26 protein-coding genes are annotated in these 25,131 nt (G+C 49.8%); 2 read left to right on the forward strand and 24 right to left on the reverse strand.

The genetic code is table 11. The features are described 5' to 3' along the window. The first annotated feature begins 129 nt into the window (after nt 1–129). Complete coding sequence (locus ACFS7Z_RS13740) at nt 130–1,005, forward strand: hypothetical protein (RefSeq protein ID WP_377485498.1); 876 nt, start codon at nt 130–132, stop codon at nt 1,003–1,005. A gap of 398 nt (nt 1,006–1,403) precedes the next feature. Here ACFS7Z_RS13740 and ACFS7Z_RS13745 read toward each other — a convergent pair whose 3' ends face one another. From ACFS7Z_RS13745 to ACFS7Z_RS13840, 20 genes are all read right to left on the reverse strand, one after another. Continuing rightward, nucleotides 1,404–3,923, reverse strand: a complete 2,520-nt coding sequence (locus tag ACFS7Z_RS13745; RefSeq protein ID WP_377485501.1) for a hypothetical protein — start codon at nt 3,921–3,923, stop codon at nt 1,404–1,406. A gap of 34 nt (nt 3,924–3,957) precedes the next feature. After that, nucleotides 3,958–8,667 (reverse strand): strawberry notch-like NTP hydrolase domain-containing protein, encoded by a 4,710-nt coding sequence (locus ACFS7Z_RS13750; RefSeq protein WP_377485503.1) that lies wholly within the window; start codon nt 8,665–8,667, stop codon nt 3,958–3,960. Then, nucleotides 8,657–8,818: a hypothetical protein gene (locus ACFS7Z_RS13755; protein ID WP_377485505.1), complete on the reverse strand. Its 162-nt coding sequence runs from the start codon at nt 8,816–8,818 to the stop codon at nt 8,657–8,659. Before ACFS7Z_RS13755 ends, ACFS7Z_RS13750 begins: the two co-directional genes overlap by 11 nt. 6 nt (nt 8,819–8,824) lie before the next feature. Beyond that, nucleotides 8,825–9,088: a hypothetical protein gene (locus ACFS7Z_RS13760; protein ID WP_377485507.1), complete on the reverse strand. Its 264-nt coding sequence runs from the start codon at nt 9,086–9,088 to the stop codon at nt 8,825–8,827. A 460-nt stretch (nt 9,089–9,548) separates the two neighbouring features. Then, on the reverse strand, nt 9,549–10,280 hold the full coding sequence (locus ACFS7Z_RS13765) for a hypothetical protein (RefSeq protein ID WP_377485509.1): 732 nt from the start codon (nt 10,278–10,280) through the stop codon (nt 9,549–9,551). Next, nucleotides 10,277–10,570 carry a hypothetical protein gene (locus ACFS7Z_RS13770; protein WP_377485511.1) on the reverse strand — a complete coding sequence of 98 codons (294 nt, stop codon included), beginning with the start codon at nt 10,568–10,570 and terminating at the stop codon, nt 10,277–10,279. Before ACFS7Z_RS13770 ends, ACFS7Z_RS13765 begins: the two co-directional genes overlap by 4 nt. 60 nt (nt 10,571–10,630) lie before the next feature. Further along, nucleotides 10,631–11,212 (reverse strand): glycoside hydrolase family 108 protein, encoded by a 582-nt coding sequence (locus ACFS7Z_RS13775; protein ID WP_377485513.1) that lies wholly within the window; start codon nt 11,210–11,212, stop codon nt 10,631–10,633. A 5-nt stretch (nt 11,213–11,217) separates the two neighbouring features. Beyond that, on the reverse strand, nt 11,218–11,886 hold the full coding sequence (locus tag ACFS7Z_RS13780; RefSeq protein WP_377485515.1) for a hypothetical protein: 669 nt from the start codon (nt 11,884–11,886) through the stop codon (nt 11,218–11,220). Then, entirely contained in the window at nt 11,886–12,560 is a 675-nt protein-coding gene (locus ACFS7Z_RS13785) for a hypothetical protein (RefSeq protein WP_377485517.1), read from the reverse strand. The genes ACFS7Z_RS13780 and ACFS7Z_RS13785 overlap by 1 nt, the downstream gene beginning before the upstream one ends. Before the next feature lie 6 nt (nt 12,561–12,566). Then, complete coding sequence (locus ACFS7Z_RS13790; RefSeq protein ID WP_377485519.1) at nt 12,567–12,746, reverse strand: hypothetical protein; 180 nt, start codon at nt 12,744–12,746, stop codon at nt 12,567–12,569. Beyond that, nucleotides 12,736–13,617 carry a hypothetical protein gene (locus ACFS7Z_RS13795; RefSeq protein ID WP_377485521.1) on the reverse strand — a complete coding sequence of 294 codons (882 nt, stop codon included), beginning with the start codon at nt 13,615–13,617 and terminating at the stop codon, nt 12,736–12,738. The genes ACFS7Z_RS13790 and ACFS7Z_RS13795 overlap by 11 nt, the downstream gene beginning before the upstream one ends. Nucleotides 13,618–13,623: 6 nt before the next feature. Then, nucleotides 13,624–13,833: a hypothetical protein gene (locus ACFS7Z_RS13800; RefSeq protein ID WP_377485523.1), complete on the reverse strand. Its 210-nt coding sequence runs from the start codon at nt 13,831–13,833 to the stop codon at nt 13,624–13,626. Between the two features lie 4 nt (nt 13,834–13,837). Next, nucleotides 13,838–15,526 carry a hypothetical protein gene (locus ACFS7Z_RS13805; protein ID WP_377485525.1) on the reverse strand — a complete coding sequence of 563 codons (1,689 nt, stop codon included), beginning with the start codon at nt 15,524–15,526 and terminating at the stop codon, nt 13,838–13,840. A gap of 5 nt (nt 15,527–15,531) precedes the next feature. Then, entirely contained in the window at nt 15,532–17,025 is a 1,494-nt protein-coding gene (locus tag ACFS7Z_RS13810; protein WP_377485527.1) for a hypothetical protein, read from the reverse strand. Between the two features lies 1 nt (nt 17,026). After that, nucleotides 17,027–17,875 (reverse strand): hypothetical protein, encoded by an 849-nt coding sequence (locus ACFS7Z_RS13815; RefSeq protein WP_377485529.1) that lies wholly within the window; start codon nt 17,873–17,875, stop codon nt 17,027–17,029. A gap of 1 nt (nt 17,876) precedes the next feature. Continuing rightward, nucleotides 17,877–18,182 carry a hypothetical protein gene (locus tag ACFS7Z_RS13820; RefSeq protein ID WP_377485531.1) on the reverse strand — a complete coding sequence of 102 codons (306 nt, stop codon included), beginning with the start codon at nt 18,180–18,182 and terminating at the stop codon, nt 17,877–17,879. Between the two features lie 8 nt (nt 18,183–18,190). Further along, complete coding sequence (locus ACFS7Z_RS13825; RefSeq protein ID WP_377485533.1) at nt 18,191–18,556, reverse strand: hypothetical protein; 366 nt, start codon at nt 18,554–18,556, stop codon at nt 18,191–18,193. 99 nt (nt 18,557–18,655) lie between these two features. Next, nucleotides 18,656–19,237: a hypothetical protein gene (locus tag ACFS7Z_RS13830; RefSeq protein ID WP_377485535.1), complete on the reverse strand. Its 582-nt coding sequence runs from the start codon at nt 19,235–19,237 to the stop codon at nt 18,656–18,658. A 123-nt stretch (nt 19,238–19,360) separates the two neighbouring features. Beyond that, complete coding sequence (locus ACFS7Z_RS13835; protein WP_377485537.1) at nt 19,361–19,849, reverse strand: hypothetical protein; 489 nt, start codon at nt 19,847–19,849, stop codon at nt 19,361–19,363. A gap of 64 nt (nt 19,850–19,913) precedes the next feature. Next, the gene (locus tag ACFS7Z_RS13840) at nt 19,914–20,204 is read right to left on the reverse strand and encodes a hypothetical protein (protein ID WP_377485539.1); all 291 of its coding nucleotides are present in this window, start codon (nt 20,202–20,204) and stop codon (nt 19,914–19,916) included. Nucleotides 20,205–20,247: 43 nt separating this feature from the next. On the opposite strand from ACFS7Z_RS13840, the gene ACFS7Z_RS13845 reads away from it, so the two are divergent. Then, entirely contained in the window at nt 20,248–20,658 is a 411-nt protein-coding gene (locus ACFS7Z_RS13845) for a hypothetical protein (RefSeq protein ID WP_377485541.1), read from the forward strand. A gap of 63 nt (nt 20,659–20,721) precedes the next feature. On the opposite strand, the gene ACFS7Z_RS13850 is transcribed toward ACFS7Z_RS13845, so the two are convergent. The 4 genes from ACFS7Z_RS13850 to ACFS7Z_RS13865 are packed head-to-tail and all read right to left on the reverse strand — an operon-like array spanning nt 20,722 to nt 24,024. Next, a complete protein-coding gene (locus ACFS7Z_RS13850; protein ID WP_377485543.1) occupies nt 20,722–22,416 on the reverse strand; it encodes a hypothetical protein in 1,695 nt (564 codons plus the stop codon). A 9-nt stretch (nt 22,417–22,425) separates the two neighbouring features. Continuing rightward, on the reverse strand, nt 22,426–23,295 hold the full coding sequence (locus tag ACFS7Z_RS13855) for a transglycosylase SLT domain-containing protein (RefSeq protein WP_377485545.1): 870 nt from the start codon (nt 23,293–23,295) through the stop codon (nt 22,426–22,428). Nucleotides 23,296–23,305: 10 nt separating this feature from the next. Further along, a complete protein-coding gene (locus tag ACFS7Z_RS13860; protein ID WP_377485547.1) occupies nt 23,306–23,806 on the reverse strand; it encodes a hypothetical protein in 501 nt (166 codons plus the stop codon). Next, nucleotides 23,803–24,024, reverse strand: coding sequence for a hypothetical protein (locus ACFS7Z_RS13865; RefSeq protein ID WP_377485549.1), 222 nt, complete (start codon nt 24,022–24,024; stop codon nt 23,803–23,805). The genes ACFS7Z_RS13860 and ACFS7Z_RS13865 overlap by 4 nt, the downstream gene beginning before the upstream one ends. Nucleotides 24,025–25,131 lie beyond the last annotated feature (1,107 nt).

Raw genomic sequence — 25,131 nt, forward strand, 5'->3', positions numbered from 1 at the left:
GAAACATATTGCAAATATCGTGTTTTATTTAGATATATACAAATAACGGCAAAAATGACACTTAGTTGTCAAATGCTTTAATTAATTTTTCTGATATTGATTATTCTGCTACTAATAATTACAGGCTAAATGTCGAAAAACAACACTAAGAGCGAAGGTGCTGAGGAAGAGCAACCAAAAGGAAAAACATGCTTTGTCATTATGCCTATTTCTGATGCTGAAGGTTATGAACCAGGACATTTCAAAAGAGTGTATGAGTACATTATTAAGCCAGCTTGTACAAAGGCAGGCTTTACACCTGTTAGAGCGGACGATATCAAGAAGACAAATGTGATAGTAATAGATATTCTGCAGCGACTCCTGAACTCTGATATGGCTATTTGTGATCTCAGCTCCAGAAACCCAAATGTTCTTTATGAGCTAGGTGTAAGGCAAGCTTTCGATATGCCAGTAAGTTTTATAAAGGATGAGGTTACAGAAAGGATATTCGATATACAAGGCTTTAGGGACATACCATATAATAGCTCATTAAGAATTGATGAAGTTAATAAGGCAGTTGAAGATATTTCTGAAAACCTTAAAGAGACTTTTAAGAGCAAAGGTGATGATATCAATTCTGTCATTGAACTGCTCGGTATCACCAAAGCTAAACTTCCAGATAAAGTAGAAATTTCCGCTGAAACAGACTTGATATTAAAATCAATTAATGCCCTCAGTTCAAGACTGTCATCATTGGAAACAAAAAACGTATCATTTGCGGCGCCCAAAGTAGTAACAAACGCTGCAAATGATATCAGTATTACGTTCAATGCTGTTGATAGTGTAGGACAAGTTGTTAAGGTTAGTGATCGAGTTAAACATTTTAAGAAAGGAATGGGAACCGTTGCTAGTATAGTATCTGTGGGAAGAGAAATCATAGTTTCTATAGAATTTGATAGTGGAGATACTGGTAAATATACAAACCCTGTTGCTAGTGTTATCAAAGTTATCAATTCAGATAATTAACTTCTCTACAGAAAGAGTAGATTGGTATACTGTGAAGGTTCAAAAGATGCGCTACAGTTTACCTCTTGAACCTATCTCAAGTTAATGCTATTACCACAGAGGTGGACTTGTGGGTAACTCGACAGAGTTATCCATAAGTCCACCTCCAATTTATTGAATCAGCTGTTTTACATTAGTAGGAAACCGCATGGAATTAATCACCCCTGAGAGGAGCACAAGATTTAGAAGCTATAATGGTGTAGCGTATCTATAGAACCACGATAATTACAATTAAGCCCAGGCCCACTGCTTCTAAAGCTAAAAGCGTATTATTTCCCATTTTAAGAGCTAGTATGTTATTTGTTTTAGTATATCGCAGTGTTTTAATCAGATTGCAATAATAGCTTAAAAAGCTGCTATCATGCATTTTCTATCTGTAAGTGTTGTTCATGCACCAAATACTTAAGGCCCATACTGTCAGCATCTGCATATCGGTTCTTTTCACAGAGTGCCACACCTGGCTCGTCAACTTGAATCACCACACCAGCATCATACTCGGCAGCTGCCCCGCCTCTAGCTGTTCCTGCAGTTGTGCTTTGGAAGATCACTAAGAAGAATGTGTTAGGGAAATCCTTGCGCAGCTTATCGAACTCCATCTGGTTTGCATTGAGTTTGCTAAAGCTGTCGATGGCCACCACGTCGAAGAACTTTGCAGCCTCGCGGATGGTGGCGATTCCGTCCGGAGCGATGGAGGCCGCCTGAATGCGGCTGCGGTTCTTTGGCTTGATAAACTTCTGCGTCATCCGCTGTACCAAGTCCGACTGCTTGTCTATCTCCAGTGTGAAAGAGGCCACGTTGAAGCCTTGCTCGGCAAAAGCATCCATCAGCTGATACAGAAAGCTTGTCTTACCGGCACCCTTATCACCGCGAAGGGCAATGGCATATTCTTTCCGCTCGATGTTGCCCAGGAACTTGCCAATGTCTCCTTGCAAACGGAATGTGTTTTTCTTTGTGTCTACACCAGGCTGGTCTATCTGCGTAAAGATTCCGGCCAGACTACCTGGCAGCTTTACTTTTCTTTCCGGAGCGGCTTTTAGTTGGGCTTTTTTTTTAGTTGCAGCTACTCTAGCTAAGGCAGGTTTGGCGCATCCGCACGGGTTACCGTCTGTATCAGGGCATCCCAGGCCTGCAAACTCCGGAAGGCTACCCAGGCCCGATAGACTCGGAGTGTCCAGCGGAATGTACTTGAACCCATTGTGCAGATAGTCCATCAAGTCATCCACGGCATCAGAGAGTTGCTTGTAGTAGGTATCGCTCTTCTGAATGGCGCCTGTTTTCAAGCCTCTGGTAATGTCCTGCAGGAGCTTTTTGGCCTTTGCTTTATCCGGAGAGGTACCCATCATCGGAATGAAGCGCTTTAGAAGCAAAACGGTGCTGTATACTTTGCTCTGCTTTGCAAACTTCTTCAGCATGTTTAGGGTGTCAGAAGCAAAGTCCAACTGTAATTCAGTTACTTCCTCGGCTGCCATGTTCTTCAGAATGGCTTTCAGTCTGTCCTGTGCTATACCGATAACAGCAGCATTGTGGCTGTTCTTTCTGATTTTGCGCTCTACCACCAGCTTGTTTACCGTGTCCAGCAAGGCTTTTACCTGCTTTTCGGTTTTTACCTTTCCGTCCATCGCCACAAACCGCTTGATCACTTTCTCCTCATCGGTGAAGTGGTCGTGATAGGCCACCTGCTTGATGGATTTAAACTTTTTGGGCTTCGGCTCTGCCTTCGCTTTGGCTTTCCTGGCTGTCTTCTTCTCTACTTTGGGCAGCAATTCTTTGTACAAGTCCTCCAGCCCTTTCATGTACATGGCATCAAGCCTGCGCTCTTTGTGTGCTGTTTTTGCCTGTTCATAGTATTTCACGAGTTCCTTTTTGCCTGGTGCTCCTTCCATCAGTACTTTAAAGTCACCGTAGGTCAGCTGCTTGATAGGCTTACTCTGGAGTGAGTCGTAGCTATCCTTTGGCTTGGCAGAGGCTACTTTTCTTTTGGCAGCTTCGGCTAAACGGCTGGAGATACCAGGCACGTAGCTCTCTAGCATCCCCTTTTCCCTGCTTCCCAGGTCTTTGTCAGCGGCCCACTTTGCCTGCAAAGCATCCAGCTCATCTTGTGACTGTGCATTGAGCGCTTCCTGCAGCCATTCATCTAAGCTCTTTTTCTTCGGGTACTTCTCCGGAAACAACTCTTCTTTTCTTTCCTGCAGGACTTGCATCAGCTTTCTTTTCTGTATGATGCCGTAGGCTCCTGCTTTATGGCTCTGCTCAATGGCATTTTCCAGTGTGTTAAGCGAAATAGGGTGTGAGGCATCGGCTATCAGCTTATAGCCTTCCTCCAAAGAAGAAATGATAGGCTTTTCCTGCTTCGGTTCTTCGTTTACATACTCATAACCGTTTTCGGTAGGAACAAGCTTCTTTTTCGTGAAGGTGACAGCTGGCGTAAGGTCACGGCTTTTGCTATCCATCATTTTAAGCAGTTCCTCTTTCTCTACCTGGCTAATGTCCTCATCGCCATAAGCCTCATCCACCTGCTTATGCAGTTTATTTAGCTGGCTCTCGCTGGCAGCGTTTCGGATGTAAGTGTGCAGCTTAGAGTAAGCGGAGCGCTCCTGCTTGCCTTTTTTCCTGCTTAGGCTTGTCTCTCTGCTTTCGAATTTAGGCTTCACTACTAAAATCCTGTTATCTGCCGATTTCTCTACAGGAAGGAATGTTATCAACTTCTCAAAATAGGTGTCTACCATATCTCGAATTTCGGGCACTTCGTTATAAGCCATCCACTCGTCTTCCATCGCCTCCAGTACAATCTGGTGTGATTCGCTGATAGCCTCCGGCATTGTTCTAAAATCCAGGTTCTTTACTACCTCCAGGTAATTTGATGTTGTTATCTTTTTCATCGGGTGATTTGATAAAATTGGTGTCTAAAGTGGTTTAAGCGGCTTTTTTAGCAGTATCTAGGCTGAGTAATAATAGCTTAGCTTTCACGGCTCTGGCCTTCAGTTTCAGAAGTTTAAACTTGTCTTTTTTCGGCTCCTGCCTTATTTCCGGAACATGCAGTTTCGGCCATTCCTGTACCGGCTTGCGTTCCTCTATTTTGGCCTTGAACAACCGGCTAAAGTCTGATTCCGTCAGGCTCACGCTATCAGACTGCTTTTTCTGTAGCCACTCCACCAGCTCGTCAATGCGTTCTATCTCCATTTCGGCCACCATCTTATCAGCCATCTTCTCAAACAGGTTGAAGTTCATCAGGCCGCTAACGTATGGGTCAAGGAAGAACCAGCCTCCTGATTTCTTCGTGCCGGCCACCATTATCTTGTAGTGGTTGGACTGGCGCAAGATGGAAACGCCTTTCGCTGTCACAAGGCTCCTTCCCACGGTCATAGACTTGATTTGCCCTATGGCCTGGCTGATCGGCACCGTGACGCTCTTGTTGGATTCCTGCGGCACCCAATGCTCCGGCATCAGAATGCCTTTCCTGTCACCACCGCCTTTCAGGGTGTAGCTCACCAGCTTGCCCTGGAACATATCAAAGGCCTGCAATAAGTTACCCGTAATGACGTAGCGAATCTTGGTATCCTGGGTGCTTTCACGAGTGGCATCATCCCAAGCGCTCAGCATGTTATCCCGCTCCCATGTGGAAATATTGTAAGAGGATCCTCTTATGGCGCTTATCGGCTCGTTCTGGCTTGCAGGTATCTCTAGGTACTTTGTGCTGTGCGCCACGGCAAAGCGCAACCGGACGTTGCTCGGTGCAAAAGGGTTCTTCTTTTTGCGGTCAATCTTATAGCCCAGGAAGATGCCCTTTGCCAGTGTCTCACGCCCGATATGATAATAGATGCCCCTGCCAATGGTGAAGAACTTAAAGATGCCGTTCAGATAGCCAAAGCGGTTGTTGGCAGCGGTCTTTATCTTTTGCTCTGCTGCCTGCCTTGTCTCCTGTATAAGCCTTCTGCGCTCCTGTATGGTCTCCAGCTGCTCTGCTGCTGGAAGCTTGGCAATCTTCTTGTCAAGGTGAGTCTTGGCTTCCAGCTCGTCATATTTTGCCCTTGCCTCCAGGACTTCAGTGTTTGCGGCATCCTGCATGAAGGCCTTGCACTCAGCCAGCAGTTCCTCCAATTGCTGTGCCGCTGTTTTGCCGCCCAACGATTCTTGCACCAGGTTGTGCACCTCGGCTTTAGACATCGGCTTTTTGAGCACTTTGGCCCGTATCGTCTCCAGCATCGTGTTTTCGGAGAACACAGAACTGCCACCCTTGCCTATTTTGGCTATCTGGCTGTTGATAGTCTCTGCCTCCAAGTCCATCGCCTCTACCTCCAAATCATACTCATCCTTGCGCTTGAGTTCCTCGATATAATCATCGTAGGCTTCGGTTATATCCTCGTAAAACTGCTGCTGCTCGGCAGTGGAAAGCACTGCCACACGTCCGGAAACCTTGTGTGCTAAGGAAATGGCGTTGCCGCGGGTGTCCTGCTTTTTGGCATCCTCTTCCTTGCCAACGCCCAGCGGGTCGCCCAACTTCTCATTCAGGTCAAGGTTTTCCAGAAGGTACTTTTGCACCACGGTATCACCGTACTTGTTCAAAAAGTCCGGAACACTTAGCACAGCCTCGCTTTGCTTCTGGTTAGAGGAAGTGTTGGCATCCAGGGACTTCAATTTCTTCTGTAGCATCATCATCAAGCGCTTCTCCGCTGGAATGGCGCTGATAACGTAGTCATAGATGGGAGGTATGTGCTTTAGCTGGCCTGTGCGGTTAATGCGGCCTCTTTTCTGCACCTCTGTGTTAATGTCAAGCTCTGCCTGCAGTATCAGCATCACACGCTGCTTTACCTTGTCTACCGGCACCACTTTCGTAGGCACCGCATGGGCTGAGGCACCGGTGGAACCGGACTGGTTAATCATCAGCACGTCTACCTCATTGTCATTGAAAGCTCTAAAGGCATCGTTCGTGGCTACTTTCTCGCGTAACATCACCAAGCCTTTTCCGGTCTTATGGTTTAGCTGCACCTCGTACTTGCGGCCTGTCACCTCTGCCACGGAATAACCAGCGGCCTCAATGCGCTGCTTCACTGCGTCAATCGGGCTGATTGTAATACCGGAAGTGGCATGTTTGATACGCTCTGAAATCTGGAAGTACTTTTCCTGCGCCTCCGGAGAAAGGTCATACACCTCAAGCTGCTTTTTCTCCTTGCTGCCATCGTGGTCGGTTACAGTATAGCGCATCACACCGTCAAGGCCTCGCTGCAGCACCGTGGCAAAGTCTATGTCTATCATAGAGCCGTTGCCCACCGTCATGCCGTTCTCATCCTCCATTTGCTCAATGAAGCTGCCCATTGTGGAGGCAAAAGCGATAACAGGCTTCTTACCTTCCCCCAAGCGCTGTATGGCACGTTCGGCCACGGTATCGGCCTTTATGCTGAACAGCATCTGATTGATTACCTGAAAGATTTTAGAGAAGTAGGGGGAATTGTCAACGCCCGCGGCAGAGGTGCCCCCGCGTTTCTTAATCTCCTTTGATTCAGCAGCGGCAACCTTATCCATCTCCTCAATGCTCGGCTCCACATGCTTTTCCTGGAACCCGATAATCTCGCGCATTATCTCGGTCAGGTTATCGGCCACGGCTTTATGCTCCAGCTCCTTGTCAAGGGATGGGTCACCGGCTGTTTTATCCAGTGTGATGTAGTTTACCTCGATACCCTCAAAACTGCGCTCCCTGCGTATCATCTGGCCTTCCTGCACGAGCTGTGAAGAAAGAATCTCCTGCAGCGCCACACCACCTTTTTGAATGGCCTCCACCAGTCCCTCTTTCGATAGGTTGGCATCAGACATGGCGGTTTTCATCGCATACAACGGCAGGTTGTCGGAGCGCTTTGCGTAGGTTGCGGAAAGGAAGAGCACACCGGCAGCGCTGGCCACGATATCCTGAAGGAAGTTACCTGTGTTCGATTCTCCGGAGGCGTTGTGCGATTCATCCATGATGATGATGTTACCGGCTGCAACCTTACGTAACCAGGAGGGCTTAGCAGGAGACTTTTCGGGTGAGTTGAACTGTGAGTATGTTGCACAGGCATAGTCAAAACCTGCGGGTATGCTGTTGCTTTTTATAGCGTCTTTCAGCTGCTTTTCAGGCAATGCCTCATACACCACCTTGCCACGGTCATCTTTGATTTTGGTCTTCTTGTCGCGGCTGTTGACAATGAAGGGCACCAGGTCAGCGGAGCCAATGGCCACCAAGTCGCGGTACAGGTCAGAGAACAGGTTAGGCTTTTCAGTGATAAACACCGGCTTTCTGCCCTGCTTTACGGCATAGCGGATAATGGCAGCGGCCTGCCTGCCCTTGCCTATACCGGTCTGGTCGCCAATGATCATTCCCTGGCCCCGCGCTTCAATATTGTAGATAGCCATCGCCACGGCATCAATCTGCTCTGCTGCCAGTGCCTTGCACATCTCGATGTTGCTGGCATAGCCTAAACGGTGCTGCACAAAGGCATCAATGCTGCCGCCCACGGCCTCTTTTATCTTTGCAAGGGAAGAGAACGTTTCGTGCGCCATCATATCGGGCACATGCGTATCCAGCACGATGCAGGCGTTGGAGGTAGGGGTATAGGGCATTCCCAGGCTATCCAAGTCCAGGAGTTGTAGTTTTACTTTAGCGGCTTTGGCTTTAAGGCGTAGCATTTGAAGTCTTTTAGAGTGGTTTGTAGTTGGCTGAGGCAAATACTGCATCACACGCTCGTACAGCTCACCGTAAGTCCGCACTAATGTGTCAAGCTCTGTTTTGAGCGGAGAAACACCCTCGGGTGTCTGCTTCCTGCCTCGGATAAGAATAAGGCGAACGGCAAAGCCTGTGCCTTGGCGGGTGTAAAGGCGCTTGCTGTCGATGTTAATCACATCGTCCACATAATAGTGGCGGTAGAGGTAATTGAAGAAAAGGCGGTTCTTCCCAGCCTGCAAACGGCCTTTGGCATCCCAGGAAGAGTGCCCACCGATGATGATAGCGGCACGTCCGGAATCCTTCATGCAGTCCAGGGCACGAACGGCCATTACCTGCTCTAAAGATTTGAGCCTGTAGCCACCGAACACCACTTCATCCGTGTTGCCGAACGGGGGATTGGTGACGATGCAGTCAAACTGCTTCTGCAGGAAGCGGAAAGGCTGTGTGGCATCCTCTCCTGTCACAGCGCGGTACCCTTGCGTCTCCAGGTTCATGCGCCTCTCCTTGTCAAGCTCATTGACGCTGCACCGTTGCGGGTTTGCCGCAATCGTGAGAAGCCCATTACCTGCGCTCGGCTCGAAGAGGCTGTTTTCCGGCTTGTCTGCCCCAACGTAGACACCTGCCAGATAGCCAATAGGCGCTGGCGTGGAGTACTGCTGCATGAGCATACTCTTGTTTGTCCGGAAGGAGAGGTTTACCTGGTTGTTGTAGAGCTGCACAATGCTTTCGAACCGTTCCTCTGTGCTGCGCCCTGGGGCATGTGCCAGCTCTCGGGCACGAAGGACAATGGCCAGTTCGGTGAATTCCTTTACCAGTGTCTTGTCTGTTATCCCGTAGCCAGCGGCAAGCTTCTCTACAGAGGTTTTATTATCCTTAACGCCTTCGGTTAGGCGCTGAACAATCGCCTTTACAAATTCCCTATGCTTCATTTTCCTGGTTCGTGTTGGCAGCGGAAGTATGCTCAAACTCAACCAGGTCTTTAGGTGCTACAGGTTGTTTTCGCTCGCATCGTGCGCAAAGCCCCACGGCTTCTTCCACTTCGTTTATTAAGATCTTGTTGCAGTTCTCACAGCGTCCCATATCGGTTTAGTTGATGTAAGCGATACCTTTTTTGATAGTCATTATCCCTTTGCCCTTCACCACGAAATGCGGCTGCGTATTGCGCTGGTGCCCTGCTGTCGGCACGTTGCACACGATCGAATCAACTATGTGGCATTTCTTGTCATAGTGAACCGATATTTTCGGCTTCCTGGCTTTCTGGCTGGCTGGTTTGTTGTAATGGTACCAGAAGGAGAGGGCTGTTCTCTTTTTAGCTGCCGTTTTCCTCGGTTCGGTTGGTTTCTTTCTCATCTGCCTGCTGTACTAAAGCAGTAGCAGCTCCCTGGTAAGGCAGCTGCTACGGTTTTTGCTACTTGCGCTTCTTAGCACTTGCAGTTCTTTTTTTTGCAGTCCTCTTTTTTGCAGTGCTGCGCTTTTTAGGGGCTGCTTTCCTTTTTGGGGCAGCGGCCTTCCTTCTTTTTGGGGCAGCTCTCTTCTTTTTAGAAGTGGCTTTCTTCCTGCGTCTGGCAGCAGGTTTCTTTTTGTCTGTGAGCATATTGAAGCCGATTACTCCTGCGGCTCCTACGCCTAATGAAATAGGGTCAAGCATTGGTCTATGAATTTTAAGGGTGAATAAACTTTCTGGTTATGGCGATGATTACTGCCATCTAAGGATATGGAAATCTGTTTGGGCGCGCACGTTGCCTGTTTTCAGCTCGTACACATCGAAAATCACAGCGGCTATGGCGCTTCCTCCGGCTATGCGTATTTCTTATTGCTCACTTGCTGTTTTCCTGGCAGGACTAAAGAGATTTTGTAGTAGGTGCTTTAGGAGAATCACTATCAGAAACAGGCCCACTATTCCCAGGGCTAAGAGGCAAAACGGAGTGATGATGTTGCGTAGCATCCACCAGACAGGCCCTACTTCTGCGGCATCCCTGCTATTCTCGTATTTGGGGTCACGCACAGGGTAAGGCACCGGCACCTCCGTGCGGGTGTAGAGCTTTAGCGTGTCGGTTTGGGTCTTGCCCTCACAGTCGCACTTTCCGGTAACGGCACCTTTGGCGTCCTTACTGACTGTAGCCGTGGCCCTTCCTTGCTGTGCGTTGTATTCCCGCTCCAGCTCCATTTGCTCAAAGTCCACCGTAACGGCTGCGGAATCAGCGCCTATGGCGTTCGTCACAGTGGCTTGCGTCCATACCTTATGCACCTGTGCCGGAGGCTGCTGCGGCTGCTCTTTTTGGGTTTTGCAGCCTATCAGCAGTGCGGTGAAACCGATCAGCCATAGGATGATGCCGGCTCTGGAGGTAATGAACTTCACCAGCGCCTTCCTAAAGTCGCGTGGTGCGAAAATCAGCATCAAGCTCACCATCAGCGGGAGAATGGCATCTGCCCAGGTGACAGCATCCACTTGGAACACTGACAAGATGATGCAGGCAAACAGGATAAAGCCGATGATGGTGCTTTTCCAGCCTTTTAACACGTTTTGTAGAAGTGGTTTCATTTGATTTTAGCTAGTTTTTTAAATGCGTTTTTCTTGTTGAGGGCCTGCACATAGATGCAGTTCTCTTTCACCACCAGTTTGAGCCTGTGCTGGTGCTCATGGCTCTTTTCGGTGTAGGCGTACACGGTGCCTTCCTGGTACTCGGCCTGCTTTATCTCCTGTGTCTCCAGGTTGAGCTCAAACATAGTGTGGCCTGGCACCTTGCGTGTGGAGCCGATAAGCTTAATCTGCTTTTTCTGCTCTACCCTGATTTCCGTCTTTTGCCCGGGTGCTAATGTTTCGGTGTGCATCGCTCTTTTTAGATGAAGAATTGAGTAGGTAGATTCCTCCGGCTGCCATTACCAGCAGGGCTAACAGGCCAAACTCTTTTTTTTTGTGAAAACGTAGTGGAATTTGTACAGCCTGCGCAGCCATCCCTCCAGGTTCGGCATCCCCGTTTCAGCGTTTCCGGCTGCAACGGCACGGTGAAACTTCTCCCTTGCGGTAAAGTACCTGGAGAAGAAGGCTTCGGGGTTCAGGCTGTTAATGGCACCCGCTGTCAGGTCGCCCATCACTCCATCTACTTTCAGGTTGTAGCCCATTGCGTTACACACCCGCTGTGCGATCTTCACGCCATCGTCACCAGTGAGCACATACATGTCGAACATGATGTTGGCAATGTCCTGGTCTACCAGCTTGTCACCGCCGAAGCTGCGCCAGTAGGCCTTGTAAAAGGTCTTCACGTTGATTTTCAGGTAATAATCCTGAATCTCCTCGTTCCACTTTATCGGACGGACAGCCTTCACAGCGTCTATGATGGCCCATCCTGCCCACTTGGGCCACCACTTGCGGGAAATGCCTTTATAAGTCTCGCCTCCAGCGTCCGTGCTCTTGTTTGCATAACCACCCTCATTGCCCATGACAATGCGGTAGCTGATATCGTAATTAGCCATCGTGGTTATTTTTTAAAGTAGTTGATGATAGCGGCCAGCTCTGCTGAGGTCTTTCCTTTTCCGGCTCCGGAATACATGGCCTGGTCATAGCCTGCTTTGGACAGGATCTTCACCTGGTCGGCTGCTATCCAGAAGTTATATTGGCTGCCGCTCGAAGTCTTGGTGTAGATTTCCAGCATCTTGTTTGCCTTCTTTCCGGTCCACAGGCCCACAAAGCACTTGTTGGAAAGCATGGTGATGAACTTGCGCCCGTTGCCGGTCATGCTGCTGTAAATCGGAGAAGTCTCGGCATAGATGCCCTCCCCGTTCCATGAATCCACAAAAACATAGTTGCCTGCAGAAGTGGTCGTTGGCGCTGGCTTGTACACCGTTGGCTGCTTTGTCGGTGCAGGTGTAGGCCTTGTTACCACCGTCTGTGTTGGCGCTGGCGTTACAGCGGAAGCAGAAGAGGGAGCGGCATCATCATTTCGGGGGCTTGCGCCTGCATCCTTCAGGATAGCGAAAGCGGCACCACCCACTGCTGCGATGACCAGGTACTTCATCACTTTGCTGTCACCACCTTTGCCGCTGGTTTGCGGCTTTCGGTAGGTGTTCTGCTTTGGCTTCCTTACTGGCTTGTAAGTGTTGCTTTTGGTCAGGGCTTTTTTTCTCGGGAGATAGTTCGTGCTGTTCATCAGGCGACGAGTTTTATCACAGCGCTATCCACATAGCGCATGTTTCGGTTGAACATGAAGCCCACCATCGTCCTGCCGTCGGCAAGCTGATAGGCTGAAATCTGGTCGGGCACGTAGTCGCCCAAAATCGTGTTTGCCGGCACCTGGTGAACAGGCTGTAGCCGCTCGTTCAGGATAGTGGTCCGTATCGCTGTGGCCATTCTGTGCGGCACAGCGGCAAGGCTGGCTACTCCTGTAAGCCCGGAGCTTAACATGCGGTTGAAGGCCTGCAGCTCTTCTGCGTCAAGCTCGCGCTGCAGGTCCTGCAGCAGGTCTTTGTTGTAGAGCGCCTTGTACTTCTGCGCCACATCATGCAGGGTAATGCGGGTGCGGAACATCTCTCCGGCTGTGCGGTAGATAGTGTCCTCGTCCGTGCCGTCACCCATTATGTCATTCCACCATTCCCATGTGGAGTACATGGCGTTGTAGAACTGCGTAGCGAAGGTTGCGGCCATCCCATTGACAGAGTTAGGGTTGCCGTATTCTTTCAGTGCGGCATTTCTTTTAGCATCCTGCATGAGCTTATTGACAATAAAATAAGTGCCACCGGCAGCGGCCACCAGGAACACACCGTTCAGCGCCTTGCTTATGGCGCTCTCCGGCATTTGGATATTCATAGCAGGGAGGTTTGCCATACTGTGTTAGATGTAAGATTGGAACAGTTGGATCTTTGTGTTGATACCTGCCTTCTTTGACTTCTCTGCCAGCGTCGCAAGGTTATCGGATGATATGTTTTTGGCGATTTCCTGAAGCGCGCTTAGCTTTCTAAGTGCCTCCAGCTCGTTTTTCGCCTCGATGATGATGGTCTGTTTATGCTGCATGTTGAACCTGCGCTATTACTCTGTCTAAATGGATTTGTCCTTGCTTGGCGTAAATCACCACTGCGTAGAGCTTGGTGAGCTGCTGCTCGTCCCACTGCGAAAGCTCTTTGTTAAGCTCAGTGATGAGCGCCTGTTGGTTGGCTGTCAGGCCTGGCATCATCGGTGCTGCGCCCATCTGTATTTGCGGAGCTGGTGCCGGACCTAAGAAGCGGCTGATAAGGGCCAGTGTCACCGATTCAGGAAGGCCTTGCACGGTTTGCATCACGCCTTCAAGTCCTTTCGGCTTGTTGACTTCCAGTTCCCTTTTCTCAATCTCGAACTCGCGTTCACGCATCCTGGCATCCAACTGAAGCTTGTTGTTCTCATCCGTCAGTTTTCGAATCGTGTCCTGGTCCATTTTGTGCTGGTCACGAAGCTCCTTGACAAGCTCGCGTGATTCCTCCAACTGCTCTTGCTTCATCTGCACGATGATTCTCGCCGTTTCCGACATCCCTGGCAGAAAAGCATTCTCGCTCTCGCTCTCGCTTTTCGGTAAATAGGACTTTTTGATAGTTAATGCTCCCATGTTGGCGCTGTCTTTTATGAGGGTGAAAATATTTTTGGTCAGTAGTCTGATTTCCCCCCTCAGCAGCCCGTTTTTCCGCTTCACATGCAGCTGAATGCTGCTGTAGGGGTATTCATTGAAAGCGGCCTGTGCCTGCGCGTAAAGGCTGCCCTCGTCAAATTCCGCTTCCGGTGTTAGCGGTGTGGGTTTTGCGCCTGCTTCGTGCAGCACAGCCAGCTGCGTGTACAGCTCACTGTTTGGCATCCGGTGAATGAGGGCAATGGCCGTGTCAAGCGTCACCAGCTGCGGTACAAGTTCCTTCGGCATGGCTGGCTATTGTAGCGGGGGAACATCAACGGAAAGGTCGAACGGAAGGCCTTGAAAGCGCAGAATCTCGGTCACGTCAACACCCTTCCCCTCTAATCGCTGCTTTACCTTTTCCAGCTCGTCCACAATCCATTTGGAGTGCGTGTATAGGCCTTCTCCTTCTGCCGGTTGAATGCTCTCCACTCTCCCCTTGTTGTAGATTACCATCTGAATCATCGTGCTATAGTGCTAAAGTTGTAAATCGGTACTTCAAATCTTCGTTAGAGCTTTTCACCGTCAGTCCGTCTTTGAGCTGGTTAAAAAGCACATGGCACATCTGGCGTACCGCAAGCTGGTAGCCTGCATCATCCACCGGCACCGTGATAGTGCCATCCGAGGTGCCTGTGACATAGTCTGCTGGCGCAACCGTAGACTTTGTGGCCATCCCACCGTGACGGATAAGCAGTTGTCTGAAGCTGGAAGAGGTCAGCAAGGCTCTGGCATCGTAGAGGCTTTTAACAGAATCGTAGAGCATCTGAAGGGTGAAGTTCTTCAGGTAGTCCAAATCCCATAGGTAATGGCCTTTCATCACGCCAAGCGGAATTGCCCAGGGGTAAGTGGCCGCATAAGGTGAATAGTTGCTGCCGATCCGGAACAAAGCATTTGTGCCCCCTGCATTCATCAGCTGCGCCCAATTCACTTCTGTGGTGAAGATGTTATTTGTGAGCCAGCAATTGTAGACAAGCCCTGCTTTGGAAGGAGGGGTTATACCGTGCAGCTTTGCGTTCTGCATCTGAAGACTAAAGCCAGTGCTCATGTTGGTCAAATCCACTGCCCAGGTTGTCGCACTGGTCATGTCGTTGCCAATTAGGTTCTTAATCCTACAGCCTACAGGGAACTGGATGCTGGTCAGTGCGCTTCCTGTCACGCTCAGCACGTATTGCCAGCTTGCGTTAGCGGAGTTACCCACCGGCACGATGAGCGAAGAGAGCAGTTTACAGTGCGTCACGGCAATTCCGTCAAGGTAGCCACCACCCACGTTGTTGCCAGCGTTTACATTGGTCATGCCCGAAAGGTCAAGCGTTCCGGAGAAGTCATTTCCGTTCAGGTCTACCCCCTTCAGCAATCCGAGATTGCCCCAGATGACACTGGTAATGCCGTTGCCTAACTGCGCATATTCAAGCTTTGTCATCAGGCTCAGGTCAGCAACGTTGTTAGGCCACATACCTGATCTGCCCGTCAAGCGCATACACCAGTCATTGGGCCTGTTAAGGTAAGTCTGGTCAATGATGCCTGTCGTGTTATTGGCATGAATCAGCACCCTGGAGTTCATCGAACCAAGCAGGTTGTTTATATCGCCCGTGGTGCTGCTTAAAAAGAACATGCCATGATGGTTTAAGCTGTTCGTGTTGAACTCGAACTGCTTTAGTTCCGGCACCAGCTCCCCATTGAAGTAGGTAGAGCCACCGTTCGTTACCAGCGTTCCGCCGGTCGGCATCCCGCGTCTCGGGATGACTTTAAGGATAGAGTTGATGTTGTAGGTCGCCTCGTAGGCAGGGTAAGACCAAAAGCCTCTCTGGTAGCCTGCCTGTAGGTAGTTTCTGATCACAGCCTCAAATTCTGCCTGGGTCAAGCGGAAGTGCCCACCGTTGTAATAGTTGTTCATGATGCCCCTGGAGCCAGTGACAAGGGTAACGCGTAGCCTCTTTGTGCCAGAAGCGTGAGACACATCGCCATAGTCACTCTCTCGCGGCAGTATGATTGTCTCCAGCAGCGTCGCGCCTGTGGAATCGAAAACCTCTACCTTTCCCTGCTGCTTCTGAAAGCCCTGGTTGTGCGCGTTAGAACCCAGCCTGATCTTTCCAGAATGGTTAGAGGCAGTGGAGTACCAAAGCGAGTTCTGCGAGTTAAGCGTCTTTCTAAACCACATCGCCATTATGCTGCGGCAGTGAAGCCTCCGCTTAGGTTAAAGAAATAGTCATTGGCCTTCCTGTGCACAGAGATAATGAGCGTGTTAGTGCCCGTGATAGTAATCTTCGTGGCACCGTCCGGCACCAGGAAGCGAGACCCGAGCGGCAAGTTGACAGAAGGCTTGATGGTAATGTCACCGCCGCCGTTCTTGAAGAACACCATCAGTGCCGTTGAACCATCGTCCATGTTTAGGAAGTTGACGTTCAGGTTTGTAGCCGTGGCTGTGTTGGTTATCGTCAGCTTCTTATTGTCGTCTTTCCTGTTTTTGCAGTCCCAGTCTACCGCCAGCTCTGTGTCTGTGCCCACCACACCGATAACAGCAAGTTCCTCGTGCGCCATTGCCCGTGCGGCTGTGAACAGGCCTCCGGAGCTTACAGGGTTGGAGCTGTTTGCCGTGGGGGCACTGTCAAATGTCAACTTGTCCTGCTTATTGGAAAGAGCCGTTACAAACTCATCTATCCTGAATTCCAGTTTCCCGAAAGCGGCAGCGATGGAATCCGTTGCGGCAAGTGCGCTTGATATCGTGGCCTTCGCGTAACCGGTGAGCACAGCGGCAATTGCCCTGGCGTTGGTGAAGTATTTGTTATTAGCTGCCTCTGTTATCTGGTCAGAGTTGTAGTCACCGGCTTGCGCTGTGATTGCCCCCTTGCGGCCAAACACCAGTGTTACCTGGTCCGTGTTGTCCACTTTGTCCCAAACCACACCGTCAGACACAGCCCAATCGCCCACATCATAGGCTTTGTTGTTGACAATGGAGGTACCGGCCACGCTCACCACGTAGTAATGGCCTTTTACCGTAGTGGCATCTGGCAGTGCTGGCGCGTTGGTTGCCGCATCGTAGGTGCCCTTGTACTCCAGTTGCCCTAAGATGCTGTCGGGTAGCTGTGTCGTGGGCACCTTACCGCTTACAAGGTCAGCTTTCGTGCTTAGCGAGCCGTCAACGTAAGTTTTGTCGGCCTTCAGGTCCATCTTAAACTCCAGCTTCCCGAAAGCAGCCAGAATAGAATCTGTTGCGGCAATGGCGCTGGCAAGTGTGGCCTTTGCGTAACCGGTAAGCACAGCGCCTATGGCCCTGGCGTTGGTGAAGAACAGGCTTGCTCCCTCCGGAATATGGTCGGTCGTCAGTGCCACGTTCTTTGTGCCTGCTGTCGGCCCCACACTGTTCACCGAGTCCACTTTTCCCCCTCCGTCATACTTTGTCCAGGTAAGCAGGTCCGCTGATACCGTGTACAGTCCGTTGTTTGCGGCAATGGCATCGTTGTAAACGGTGCCCTCGTTGCCTGGCATGAGCCATCCAGTAGGGCAGGCCTGCAAGTCAGTGAGGGTCGCGTAGAACTTCGGGCTTCCCTGTATCTGGTTTCCCTGCGTAAGCGCCACGCCTTTCGATTTCTGGTCAGGTGTTAGACCAATGGAGGCAGGGAAGTTTGTTCCCTGCACTACTTCTGTTATGAGAGCCATCTTAGCCTATGGTGCCTATGTCAAAGGAGTAAGGTGAGCCGTTGCCCAAACCTTGCCCCAATGAGCGTATTACAAAGTATTCCGTGGCATCTGCCTGTAGGATGCCGTTGGCTATCTCCGCATCGGTGCGGACCTTCACCCTCGTAAGGCTTTCGGGGTTTGTCTGGTCGGAACCCAAGAACTCGAAAACCCGCTCTCCCCAGGCTGTAGGCGCCAGATAAAGTATGTAGTCATCAGGTCCAGGAGTAACCGTTACCTTACCCATGTGCTGATTGAAGTTTGCGTGTTTGGTGAGGTTCGTGCGAACCCAAGTTTCGGTAATGCCTGTGCCTGTCACGTTGCCAAAGCCATAGTAGGCCTTAACGCCTGTGCCCCAGGTAGCGGAAGGGTTGTTCGAGAGCACTCCCTTCACGTCTTTTGCCCGAACATTGTAGGACTTAGGCGTATTGAGAAGTAATGCAGTGTCGGAACCGTAAACGGTTGAATCCCTAATACCGGCTTCTAAGAGGGTGCTGGCTGGAGAGGCACCACCGTTAATCATAATCTCGGCAAGGTCAGGGCTGTTTACCTGGCTCTGGCCCCTGGCTGTTATGCGTACCTCGCTGACGATGGTACCGCGCTCAATCGTGCCGAAGGCCACAAACGTTGTGCTGCCATTCAGCCTAAAGTGCCCTGCAATAGAGGCTAGAGGAGGAAGCTCAACGACGAGGAAGGCCTGAACGAACTCCTGTACATTTCTGTACTTGTGTTGCTGGTTAAACTGTGTCGGATAGGCAAAATTTCTGCCTGTCACGTCAATGCGGAGCTTTCCGCCATCTGAACGCATTTTGCGCATTCCACCTGAAGCCATCTTAGTTATTGCAGTAAAAAAGGTTTTTGATCACGTTCACTTTGTTGATGACAGGCTCGGCAGGGTCAGCATCGGCAGGTTTGGAGCCGAAGCGAACACTCATCTCGCCTGTGTACAGTTCTCCGGAGCCTCCGGCAAACTCCCTGAAGGTGTCCCCAGGCTGCACATCAATCTCAGAGTCGCCATCATCAAAGGATATGTAGATGATGGTCGTGCCTCTGTTCTCCACACAGAAGGAAAGGCACTTGTCAATGCGCGTTTTGAATTTTTCGGCTCTGTTACACTCTAATCCGATTTTGATAGCCATTGAGAAGCTTACTTCTTGCCGATTAGCCTGAACACGATATCGTAAGACAACTCAGAGGTTAGAGCTGCCTGCAACTGTGTTCTAATCGTAAGACGTGAGCCGTTCACTGGCAGGTCAAGGGACTTGTAGCGTTCGTCCGGGGCAACATCGGTTGAGCTTACCCAATCATCACGATGCGTGTTCATCTGATAGGTTTGGGTGTCGTCACGAAGGCCGATTTTGTAGTTTGGCACTCCACCATTGCTTGTTTCGTACACGGCAACGCCCACACACTGCTGGTATTGGGTGTCCAGTATCTCGGTTACTTCATGCACTCCGGCAGGTGTGCCAGCAGGAAGCACCACCGTTACGGTTTGGTTTTTTCTCCCGTTCATTGTGTTTTTTAGGAAATGAATTGAACAGTTTTATCAAAATCAGCTCCCGTACGCACCTTGTTACGGAAGCTGATTTTTAGTGCCCTTGCAGGCGGGTCACTACGACTTGCGGCCAGTAGTGGAGCCGATAAGGTGCAGCTCTATGAAGTGGTTCGCGTCAGGCAGCGTTGCGCCTTTCGGGAAACGAATAGCGATGGAAAGCTCCGTCTTCTCTTTGATAAGGCGGATAGCGTCCAACTCGTAAGCGTCCTCCAAACCGGCTGGTCTGTTAGAGGCGGCACCCAGCAGGAAGCGCTGAACAGGCACAGACAGGATTTGCTTACCGTGCTGGCTGATAACCAGGTCAGCGTTTGCCAAAGCAGCAGGGACATCGGCATAGGCCGTAGAGTACTTAATGGCAACAGGGTCAGTAGCACCGCCAACAGTGGCAGAAGTACCGTAAGCAAACCGCACTTTCTCCAGGGCGAGGTTAACACCGTCTTCCAGTGAACGACCATCGAAAGAGGATAAACCGTCTACCTTTTTAGTGTTGGAGTCAATCAGCTCCAGGATACCACCGGCAGTGATTTTAGAACGGAGGTAGTAGTCACCGTTATTGAACTGTACATTTTGGGTAGCACCGTTGATACCCAGGGCAGACATCAAGTAAGTCTGGCCGATTGTGAATAGAGAGTTTCTCATTTTGGCTAAGAATTGAAAAAGGTTTGTTTAACGATTGGAAATGATTTGTTAGTGATAGCCTTTGCCGCTATCGTGGCGGGGCTGGAGAGTAGGAAGAGAGGGAGTTAGGGCAGCAGCCCGAACCTACGCTGCAAGTAGGTTCGAGACTGCACTGTCAGTATTTCCCAGGTGCCCCATCATGCTGATTGCTTGGGCATCCTCTTCGTACTCGCCACCGGCAAGCAGGAGGCTTTCAGCTGGCTCTCCCTGGTACACGGTGTAGGTGGGAAGCTCTTCAACAGAGCCCAGCTGCGGCACGTACTTGGCAATCATGGCCTTCACGCCAGTAGTGGCCACTTCGCCTGAAGCGTCTTTGGAGAAGCTGTTGAGCTGTGCCACGGTTCCGGCAGCGGCAACGCCTGTGAGCATGTCGCTCACCACATCGCTCTTTACCTGTACAAATGCCGGTGCTGCAATAGCCGCTATTGCCAGAATGCCTGGAGCGAACTTTGCGATGTTTGCGGGCGCTTTTTCACGAATAACTTTACTCGCAACGTGCCCCACGATCATACCGCCCACGACACCTGCGGTGCTTGTGGCAGAAGATTTTGCTTTGTTAACATTAAAGCTCATGGTTCTTAATTAGATAAAAGGGTGTAAAACAATTGATTAAGGGTTAGAAGTAGTGTGAGGGGAGTTACACGCTCATGCGCTTCACTTTTCGCGTGGCACTTTTTTTAGCGCCTTTTTTAGATGGGACACCGGACAAACCGCTGCCTTTGCTGCCTTTTCCATTTATCAGGGAAAGGCCAACTACGGCTGCAACACCTACCATAAGCCACGGAATACCGGCCTTTTCTGGCGCTGGTGCCGCTGCTGGGTCTGCTGTGATAGCCTGCGAAGCTGTGGTCGTCGGCGCAAGCGCCTGCACCTGGTTTGAGCCGGAGCCTGAATTAATTTGCTGCGGTTTCGGTGTAATGTTTTTCAAAACCTGCATCGTTAGGCAACCCGCGTCATTGCACTTTGCATTTATGGGCATAACTGCTGATTTAAGCGCCATTAGCGCTGATTGGACGGCTGGTTTGAGCACTGGCTTTACAGGAGACAGCTTTAAAACTTGTGTTGGCCTTGTCCTAATCGAAGGAGCCTGCACCGCTGTCTGGTTTGGCCTTATGGCTACAGGCCTGGGGACCATTCTTTCCACTGCTGCTGGCAGTAAGGCTGGTTTCGGGGCTATCTTTGCTGCTGCTGTTGGCCGCTGGACTTGGACAGGCCTTGGTGCTAGCACTTGTCTCGGTGGGGCTCTTTGCTTAATGGTAACAGGCCTTGTGGCAAGCTTCGGCATTATCGTTGGCCGTACTACTGGCCGTGTGGCACTTTGTGTAGCACTTTTTGTGGCGGCAGATTTCCTTTTGAAGAGGCGTATCTTACCTAAATCATAATTCATTTTTTCATATAGAAGAGAGTTCTACAGGTTGATATAGTGTGTTAGTAAGCGAGTTCAGTTATTTTGAGAGGACGATTATGGCTACCACGGCTGCAACTCCCAGTCCCGCATAAAGCAAAGTGTTGTCGCTTTCGCCTGGTGTCCCACCCTTGGCGTTGAAGGCCTCTTCCGATGTAGGAAGCTCATAGCCGTTAGGCACACTCACACCCTCGTAACTAGTGTTTTGCGGCTTGTCTGTCAGAACTTTCACCCCCTGGAACAGTGCAGCCCAATTCACCTCTTTAAGCCAGTCCACTATCTTGACGATAAGCGGAGTAGCAGCGGCAGTGCCGGCTGTGGCAGTTACAACCTCCCCTAAGTATGAGCTATGTGCTGGAGTTGAGCCAAAGCCGGACACGTTGCCGCGCTTTTTAACACCACGTTCCCAGCCCTGGAGTATGTTTTTCCTCAGGGAGCTTTCATCCCCCTGAAGCCCTTTCCAAAGCTTGTGCACGTTGTTTAGTTTTTCTTTCACCTTCCTGAACTCTCCGGCATGAAGGCCTTTTGCAAGTGCCTGCTGCTCTGTCAGGTAGCCGTAGCCAAGCCTCTCGGCCATCCGGAAAAGGTTCAGCTTAAAGGCAAGCAGCAAGCCGTTGCGCATCGCAACAGACAGGGGATTGAGCTGAACGACCTTCTCGAAAGTCCATTCAGCAGCCTGCTTCACGCCTTTCCAGGAATCAGAGGCTTTGTTTCCTGTCCATTTTGCAGCGTTTGAGACACCTGTGCCCACTGCCTTTACCGCTTTTGTCGTATTTTTCGCTACAAAGCCGGATGCCTTCTGAACACCCTTCTTTATCCTGTCCCATACACCGCCCAGGCCATCCACTCCAGACAAGCCCGTAGCGATTTCCTCGGCTGCCATTGCATCTATGAGGGCATCGCGCTCTTCTGGCTGGTACCAGACTTTCAAAACCTGCTCAATCTGCGTTTTCAGCTTGCTTCCGGGAGGCAGTGCGTTCGGGTTTGCCTTCAGCTGTGCCAACGTGTTCTCCAGGTGCAGCTTTAGCCTCTCCAGGAAGTCGAAGTACAGGCCTTCGGCAGAATCAGTGGCACCCAAATAACCAGACAATGAAGCGTTGCCGAAGTCTATAAACTCGGCACCGAAACCAGGCTGTGATACATTCCCGATACCTGATACCCCGTCTAAATACTGCAATGCGCTCATTTTTTTGTCATGTTTATCACTGAATGGAACTTCATAGTCATAGCGGTCTACCACACAGTCGATGGTGTAGTAATTGCCGCCTTTTGGTGCTTTACCAGGCTCTTTTGGCACCACGATGTAGATGTGCTGCCAGTCGGCCTTGTATTTTGTCATCCTGAAATAGTGGTCTATGCCCAGGTTGGTGAGAATCGAAGAAATAAAGATGCTGTAGCAGTCACAGTCCACCCCTGCCACGCGGTCAGCCCATGCCCTAAGAGGCCTGCGGAGCTGCTCCACGCCTGGCTTGTCAAGCGTGTACTGTATGTGGTTGTACACGAAGTCGAAGATGTTGCGGCATGTTGCCTCCAGTGTCGCGCCTTGCAGCACGGGGGCAACCTTCTCTGTGTCTGGCAGTGTTTTGCGGACAATGCGTGCCATCTCCACAATGGTATCAAACACACCCGTGCCACTCTTCTTTAGAATCGGGTCTTTCCGCTGTAGCTTCGAAAGGTCAAAGTACCTGCTGTACTCGCCTCCGGAGCTTATCTGTCTTTTGTGACTTGCCTGCATGTAAGGGGCTTAAACCAGGGTCAGCAACCCGTTTTTACCTACAAGCTTTTTGATGTATGCCTGTGGCTCACCTGGCATCCTTGTCACCACCTCGTTAGGAGCGCCAGCCATCTTCTTGCCTTTGCCCATCGCGTAGTAGCCCATATTGTAGCGCACTACTAACTTATCAAGCCTGTAGGAGCCGTCCGCCTCACGGCTCTCGTCCAGCAGGATCCCTAGGTAGATAGCGCCCACCAGGATGTTTAAGTCAGGGTCAAACAGGTCTTCTTTCGATACAAATCTGTTGGCCAAAATGCCCAGGCTGTTCTTAACCGGAGTTCCCAGGTCACGCATTTTTAGGATCCCCTCATCCAGCCTTCTGCCTAAATGCTCGCGTATCCAGTCTTTTTCGTAGTCAGACAGCCTTTTCTTGATGTTTTCCATCGCAATGATGAAAGTGGCTGTGTCCGGTAGAATCTGCATCAGGCCTACTGCACCAGCTCTCGATACAGCTTTTTCTACTCCTGCGCTCTCGATAAACATCATCGCTACTATCAGGTCAAAGGGCACCCTTGTCACGGCCTCTGCCGCTAAGATGGTTTTGCCGTAGCGCTGCTTAATCTCATCCAGTTTGCGCTGGAGTGTCGGCAGCTCTGTGGTTTTGTAGTGCGCGTATTCCACCATTGGGACACGCACGTTGGTAATCTTGATTTTTCCGGTTGGAAGGCCTGCAAAAGCAGTGTAAAAGCCCTCTTTCTGGAATACGATGTATCGCTCTTGCTTCGCCTCCGGTGTCAGCGGGTCTTTTTCGCTTATTAAATAGCCCGCTGTACCCAATGCTGCGGCAATAGCTAAGTATTTCAGTGTAGTACTTTGTGTAGCTCTTTTTTTGGCACCCATAGCTGTCCTTTTAGGCCTTCTGTGTGCCCTTCGGTATGAAAGCACCAGCGTTAAACTCAAAGACATCTGTTGTAATTGGTGGTATTTTCACGCCCATGAAGGTTGGGGACACAGAGAACTTGAATTTTCCTGAGCCTCCCTTCATCAGTATCTCAAATACCTCCATTCCTACCGTCAGTAAGCTCGTCTGCATAGTCACAGGGAACCTGGTCGTCTGGAAAGGCTTGAAAACAATGTTCGTAAGGTCTGGAGTGGAGCTTGCGAACTCTACCCAGGCATTGCCGGACTGTCTGAAAGCGCTCACCTGCATGGCCTGAATCGGCAGCGTTTGAGAAGAAGCGTTAGACACATTCACCATCACATCAATCAGCAACATTCCATTAGATACCCGTGGTTTGGCAGGATTCGTGACGAATACTTTTAGGCCGTCCACTGCGTTCTTTGTGGCATTTATCTTGTTCATTAACAGGAATAAACCAACGCCTCCTGCGATTAAATAGATAGGCTTCATTTCTGTGTTTGATTGTTTTGCTTGTCCCAATGCGGCACAAACCTTTTGATACAATACTCTGCTGCCAGCTTGGCTATGATGGAAGCGATACCGCCCAGGGCGCCATAAAAGCACACTTCAAGGGAACCTCGGAAGGAGATTGTAACCATCACGCTCTGCGGTATCTGGCTCAGTGAGAAGAATGTCCCGATGAAGAATGTTACCAGGTTGAATAACATGCTCAATGGCGTGTTTCCTGGGGGTAAAGCTCCGTTAATCATACTGTCTGATAAAGTAGAATCATGCTGCTACGTCTTGCGTTTCGTTGTTCGATGTTTCAAAAGTAGCAGGCTGCTTTGGGGGCTTTTCAGGTTCGGGAGGGTATCGAAAACTACAGCGGATTAAGGTAAAAAGTAGTCACTGAAGGTAGTTTTGGGCACCTTTCGAAAGTTCAACATGCCAGCATCAGGTAAGCCGTGTAAAGGGGGATAAAGGAAGTTTAAGGGGTGCTTGTGAAGGGTTTGGAATGGATTTCAGGTTTTACAGTGCATAAAAAAAGCGCAATGCTATGCACTGCGCTTCAGTATGGTTCATATGTATGAGTTTGGTTAATGCAAATCTACTGGTAGCTGGTACCCTTGAAATGGTCCAAAATGCTTTACGATTACCTTGACCTGTCTAGGGTTAAACACCTTTCCCCTGTACCTCCCGAATTCTCTGAGGAAATCTTCATCCTGAAACCAGGAATTCAAGGCCTTCACATTGATACCATATAAATCAGCAAGCCTTGACTTATTGTAAGTAGGAATCCCCTTAGTTGCCATTAATAATTATCCAAAGCAGTTTTACAGTATGCAGTATAAATATAATACTTGTGCTTAATATGCTATATATAGTTAAATATATATTGTTTGGAATGACGGACTGTGGAGTAGTAGTGAATTGTGTTTTTCGACTTCACTGTTTTGTTCATCGTGATAAGACCACTAGGCTGTGTTAGGTACCTCTTATTTTTAGTGGTAAAAAGGATCAGATATGCACTGATATTGGATAAGTAATATTAAATAAGCCTTCTTGGGTCTTTTTCCTTTGTTTTGTCAGTGCAGAACCTTCTAATCATGCGCTTTTTAATGTGCACTTAGTATATAACATGTGCACTATTTAAGTGCACATGTTATATAGCTTATATTAGATGTGCACTCCAAATGCACTGCAATGTGCACTGTATTTTCTATCTTATTATTCTTTATTTAGAGATTAGTGCATAAGTGCATAAAAAAGTATAGGAAAATGAGGTAGCAATAATAGCGCACTTAATGCAGATATACCCCTTGTATTATATAGAT

This window comes from Pontibacter toksunensis (assembly GCF_042686245.1).
In the GTDB taxonomy this organism is placed as follows: domain Bacteria; phylum Bacteroidota; class Bacteroidia; order Cytophagales; family Hymenobacteraceae; genus Pontibacter; species Pontibacter toksunensis.

Excerpts from the sequence above, each read along its gene's own strand:
- ACFS7Z_RS13785 (WP_377485517.1), bottom strand. The coding sequence starts at position 12,560 with ATGGCAAACCTCCCTGCTATGAATATCCAAATGCCGGAGAGCGCCATA.
- ACFS7Z_RS13790 (WP_377485519.1), bottom strand. The coding sequence starts at position 12,746 with ATGCAGCATAAACAGACCATCATCATCGAGGCGAAAAACGAGCTGGAG.
- ACFS7Z_RS13805 (WP_377485525.1), bottom strand. The coding sequence starts at position 15,526 with ATGTGGTTTAGAAAGACGCTTAACTCGCAGAACTCGCTTTGGTACTCC.
- ACFS7Z_RS13850 (WP_377485543.1), bottom strand. The coding sequence starts at position 22,416 with ATGCAGGCAAGTCACAAAAGACAGATAAGCTCCGGAGGCGAGTACAGC.
- ACFS7Z_RS13770 (WP_377485511.1), bottom strand. The coding sequence starts at position 10,570 with ATGCACACCGAAACATTAGCACCCGGGCAAAAGACGGAAATCAGGGTA.
- ACFS7Z_RS13750 (WP_377485503.1), bottom strand. The coding sequence starts at position 8,667 with ATGAAGCATAGGGAATTTGTAAAGGCGATTGTTCAGCGCCTAACCGAA.
- ACFS7Z_RS13820 (WP_377485531.1), bottom strand. The coding sequence starts at position 18,182 with ATGGCTATCAAAATCGGATTAGAGTGTAACAGAGCCGAAAAATTCAAA.
- ACFS7Z_RS13755 (WP_377485505.1), bottom strand. The coding sequence starts at position 8,818 with ATGGGACGCTGTGAGAACTGCAACAAGATCTTAATAAACGAAGTGGAA.
- ACFS7Z_RS13815 (WP_377485529.1), bottom strand. The coding sequence starts at position 17,875 with ATGGCTTCAGGTGGAATGCGCAAAATGCGTTCAGATGGCGGAAAGCTC.
- ACFS7Z_RS13855 (WP_377485545.1), bottom strand. The coding sequence starts at position 23,295 with ATGGGTGCCAAAAAAAGAGCTACACAAAGTACTACACTGAAATACTTA.
- ACFS7Z_RS13745 (WP_377485501.1), bottom strand. The coding sequence starts at position 3,923 with ATGAAAAAGATAACAACATCAAATTACCTGGAGGTAGTAAAGAACCTG.
- ACFS7Z_RS13795 (WP_377485521.1), bottom strand. The coding sequence starts at position 13,617 with ATGCCGAAGGAACTTGTACCGCAGCTGGTGACGCTTGACACGGCCATT.
- ACFS7Z_RS13865 (WP_377485549.1), bottom strand. The coding sequence starts at position 24,024 with ATGTTATTCAACCTGGTAACATTCTTCATCGGGACATTCTTCTCACTG.
- ACFS7Z_RS13760 (WP_377485507.1), bottom strand. The coding sequence starts at position 9,088 with ATGAGAAAGAAACCAACCGAACCGAGGAAAACGGCAGCTAAAAAGAGA.
- ACFS7Z_RS13845 (WP_377485541.1), top strand. The coding sequence starts at position 20,248 with ATGGGCATAACTGCTGATTTAAGCGCCATTAGCGCTGATTGGACGGCT.
- ACFS7Z_RS13740 (WP_377485498.1), top strand. The coding sequence starts at position 130 with ATGTCGAAAAACAACACTAAGAGCGAAGGTGCTGAGGAAGAGCAACCA.
- ACFS7Z_RS13830 (WP_377485535.1), bottom strand. The coding sequence starts at position 19,237 with ATGAGAAACTCTCTATTCACAATCGGCCAGACTTACTTGATGTCTGCC.
- ACFS7Z_RS13780 (WP_377485515.1), bottom strand. The coding sequence starts at position 11,886 with ATGAACAGCACGAACTATCTCCCGAGAAAAAAAGCCCTGACCAAAAGC.
- ACFS7Z_RS13835 (WP_377485537.1), bottom strand. The coding sequence starts at position 19,849 with ATGAGCTTTAATGTTAACAAAGCAAAATCTTCTGCCACAAGCACCGCA.
- ACFS7Z_RS13765 (WP_377485509.1), bottom strand. The coding sequence starts at position 10,280 with ATGAAACCACTTCTACAAAACGTGTTAAAAGGCTGGAAAAGCACCATC.
- ACFS7Z_RS13860 (WP_377485547.1), bottom strand. The coding sequence starts at position 23,806 with ATGAAGCCTATCTATTTAATCGCAGGAGGCGTTGGTTTATTCCTGTTA.
- ACFS7Z_RS13825 (WP_377485533.1), bottom strand. The coding sequence starts at position 18,556 with ATGAACGGGAGAAAAAACCAAACCGTAACGGTGGTGCTTCCTGCTGGC.
- ACFS7Z_RS13775 (WP_377485513.1), bottom strand. The coding sequence starts at position 11,212 with ATGGCTAATTACGATATCAGCTACCGCATTGTCATGGGCAATGAGGGT.
- ACFS7Z_RS13800 (WP_377485523.1), bottom strand. The coding sequence starts at position 13,833 with ATGATTCAGATGGTAATCTACAACAAGGGGAGAGTGGAGAGCATTCAA.
- ACFS7Z_RS13810 (WP_377485527.1), bottom strand. The coding sequence starts at position 17,025 with ATGGCTCTCATAACAGAAGTAGTGCAGGGAACAAACTTCCCTGCCTCC.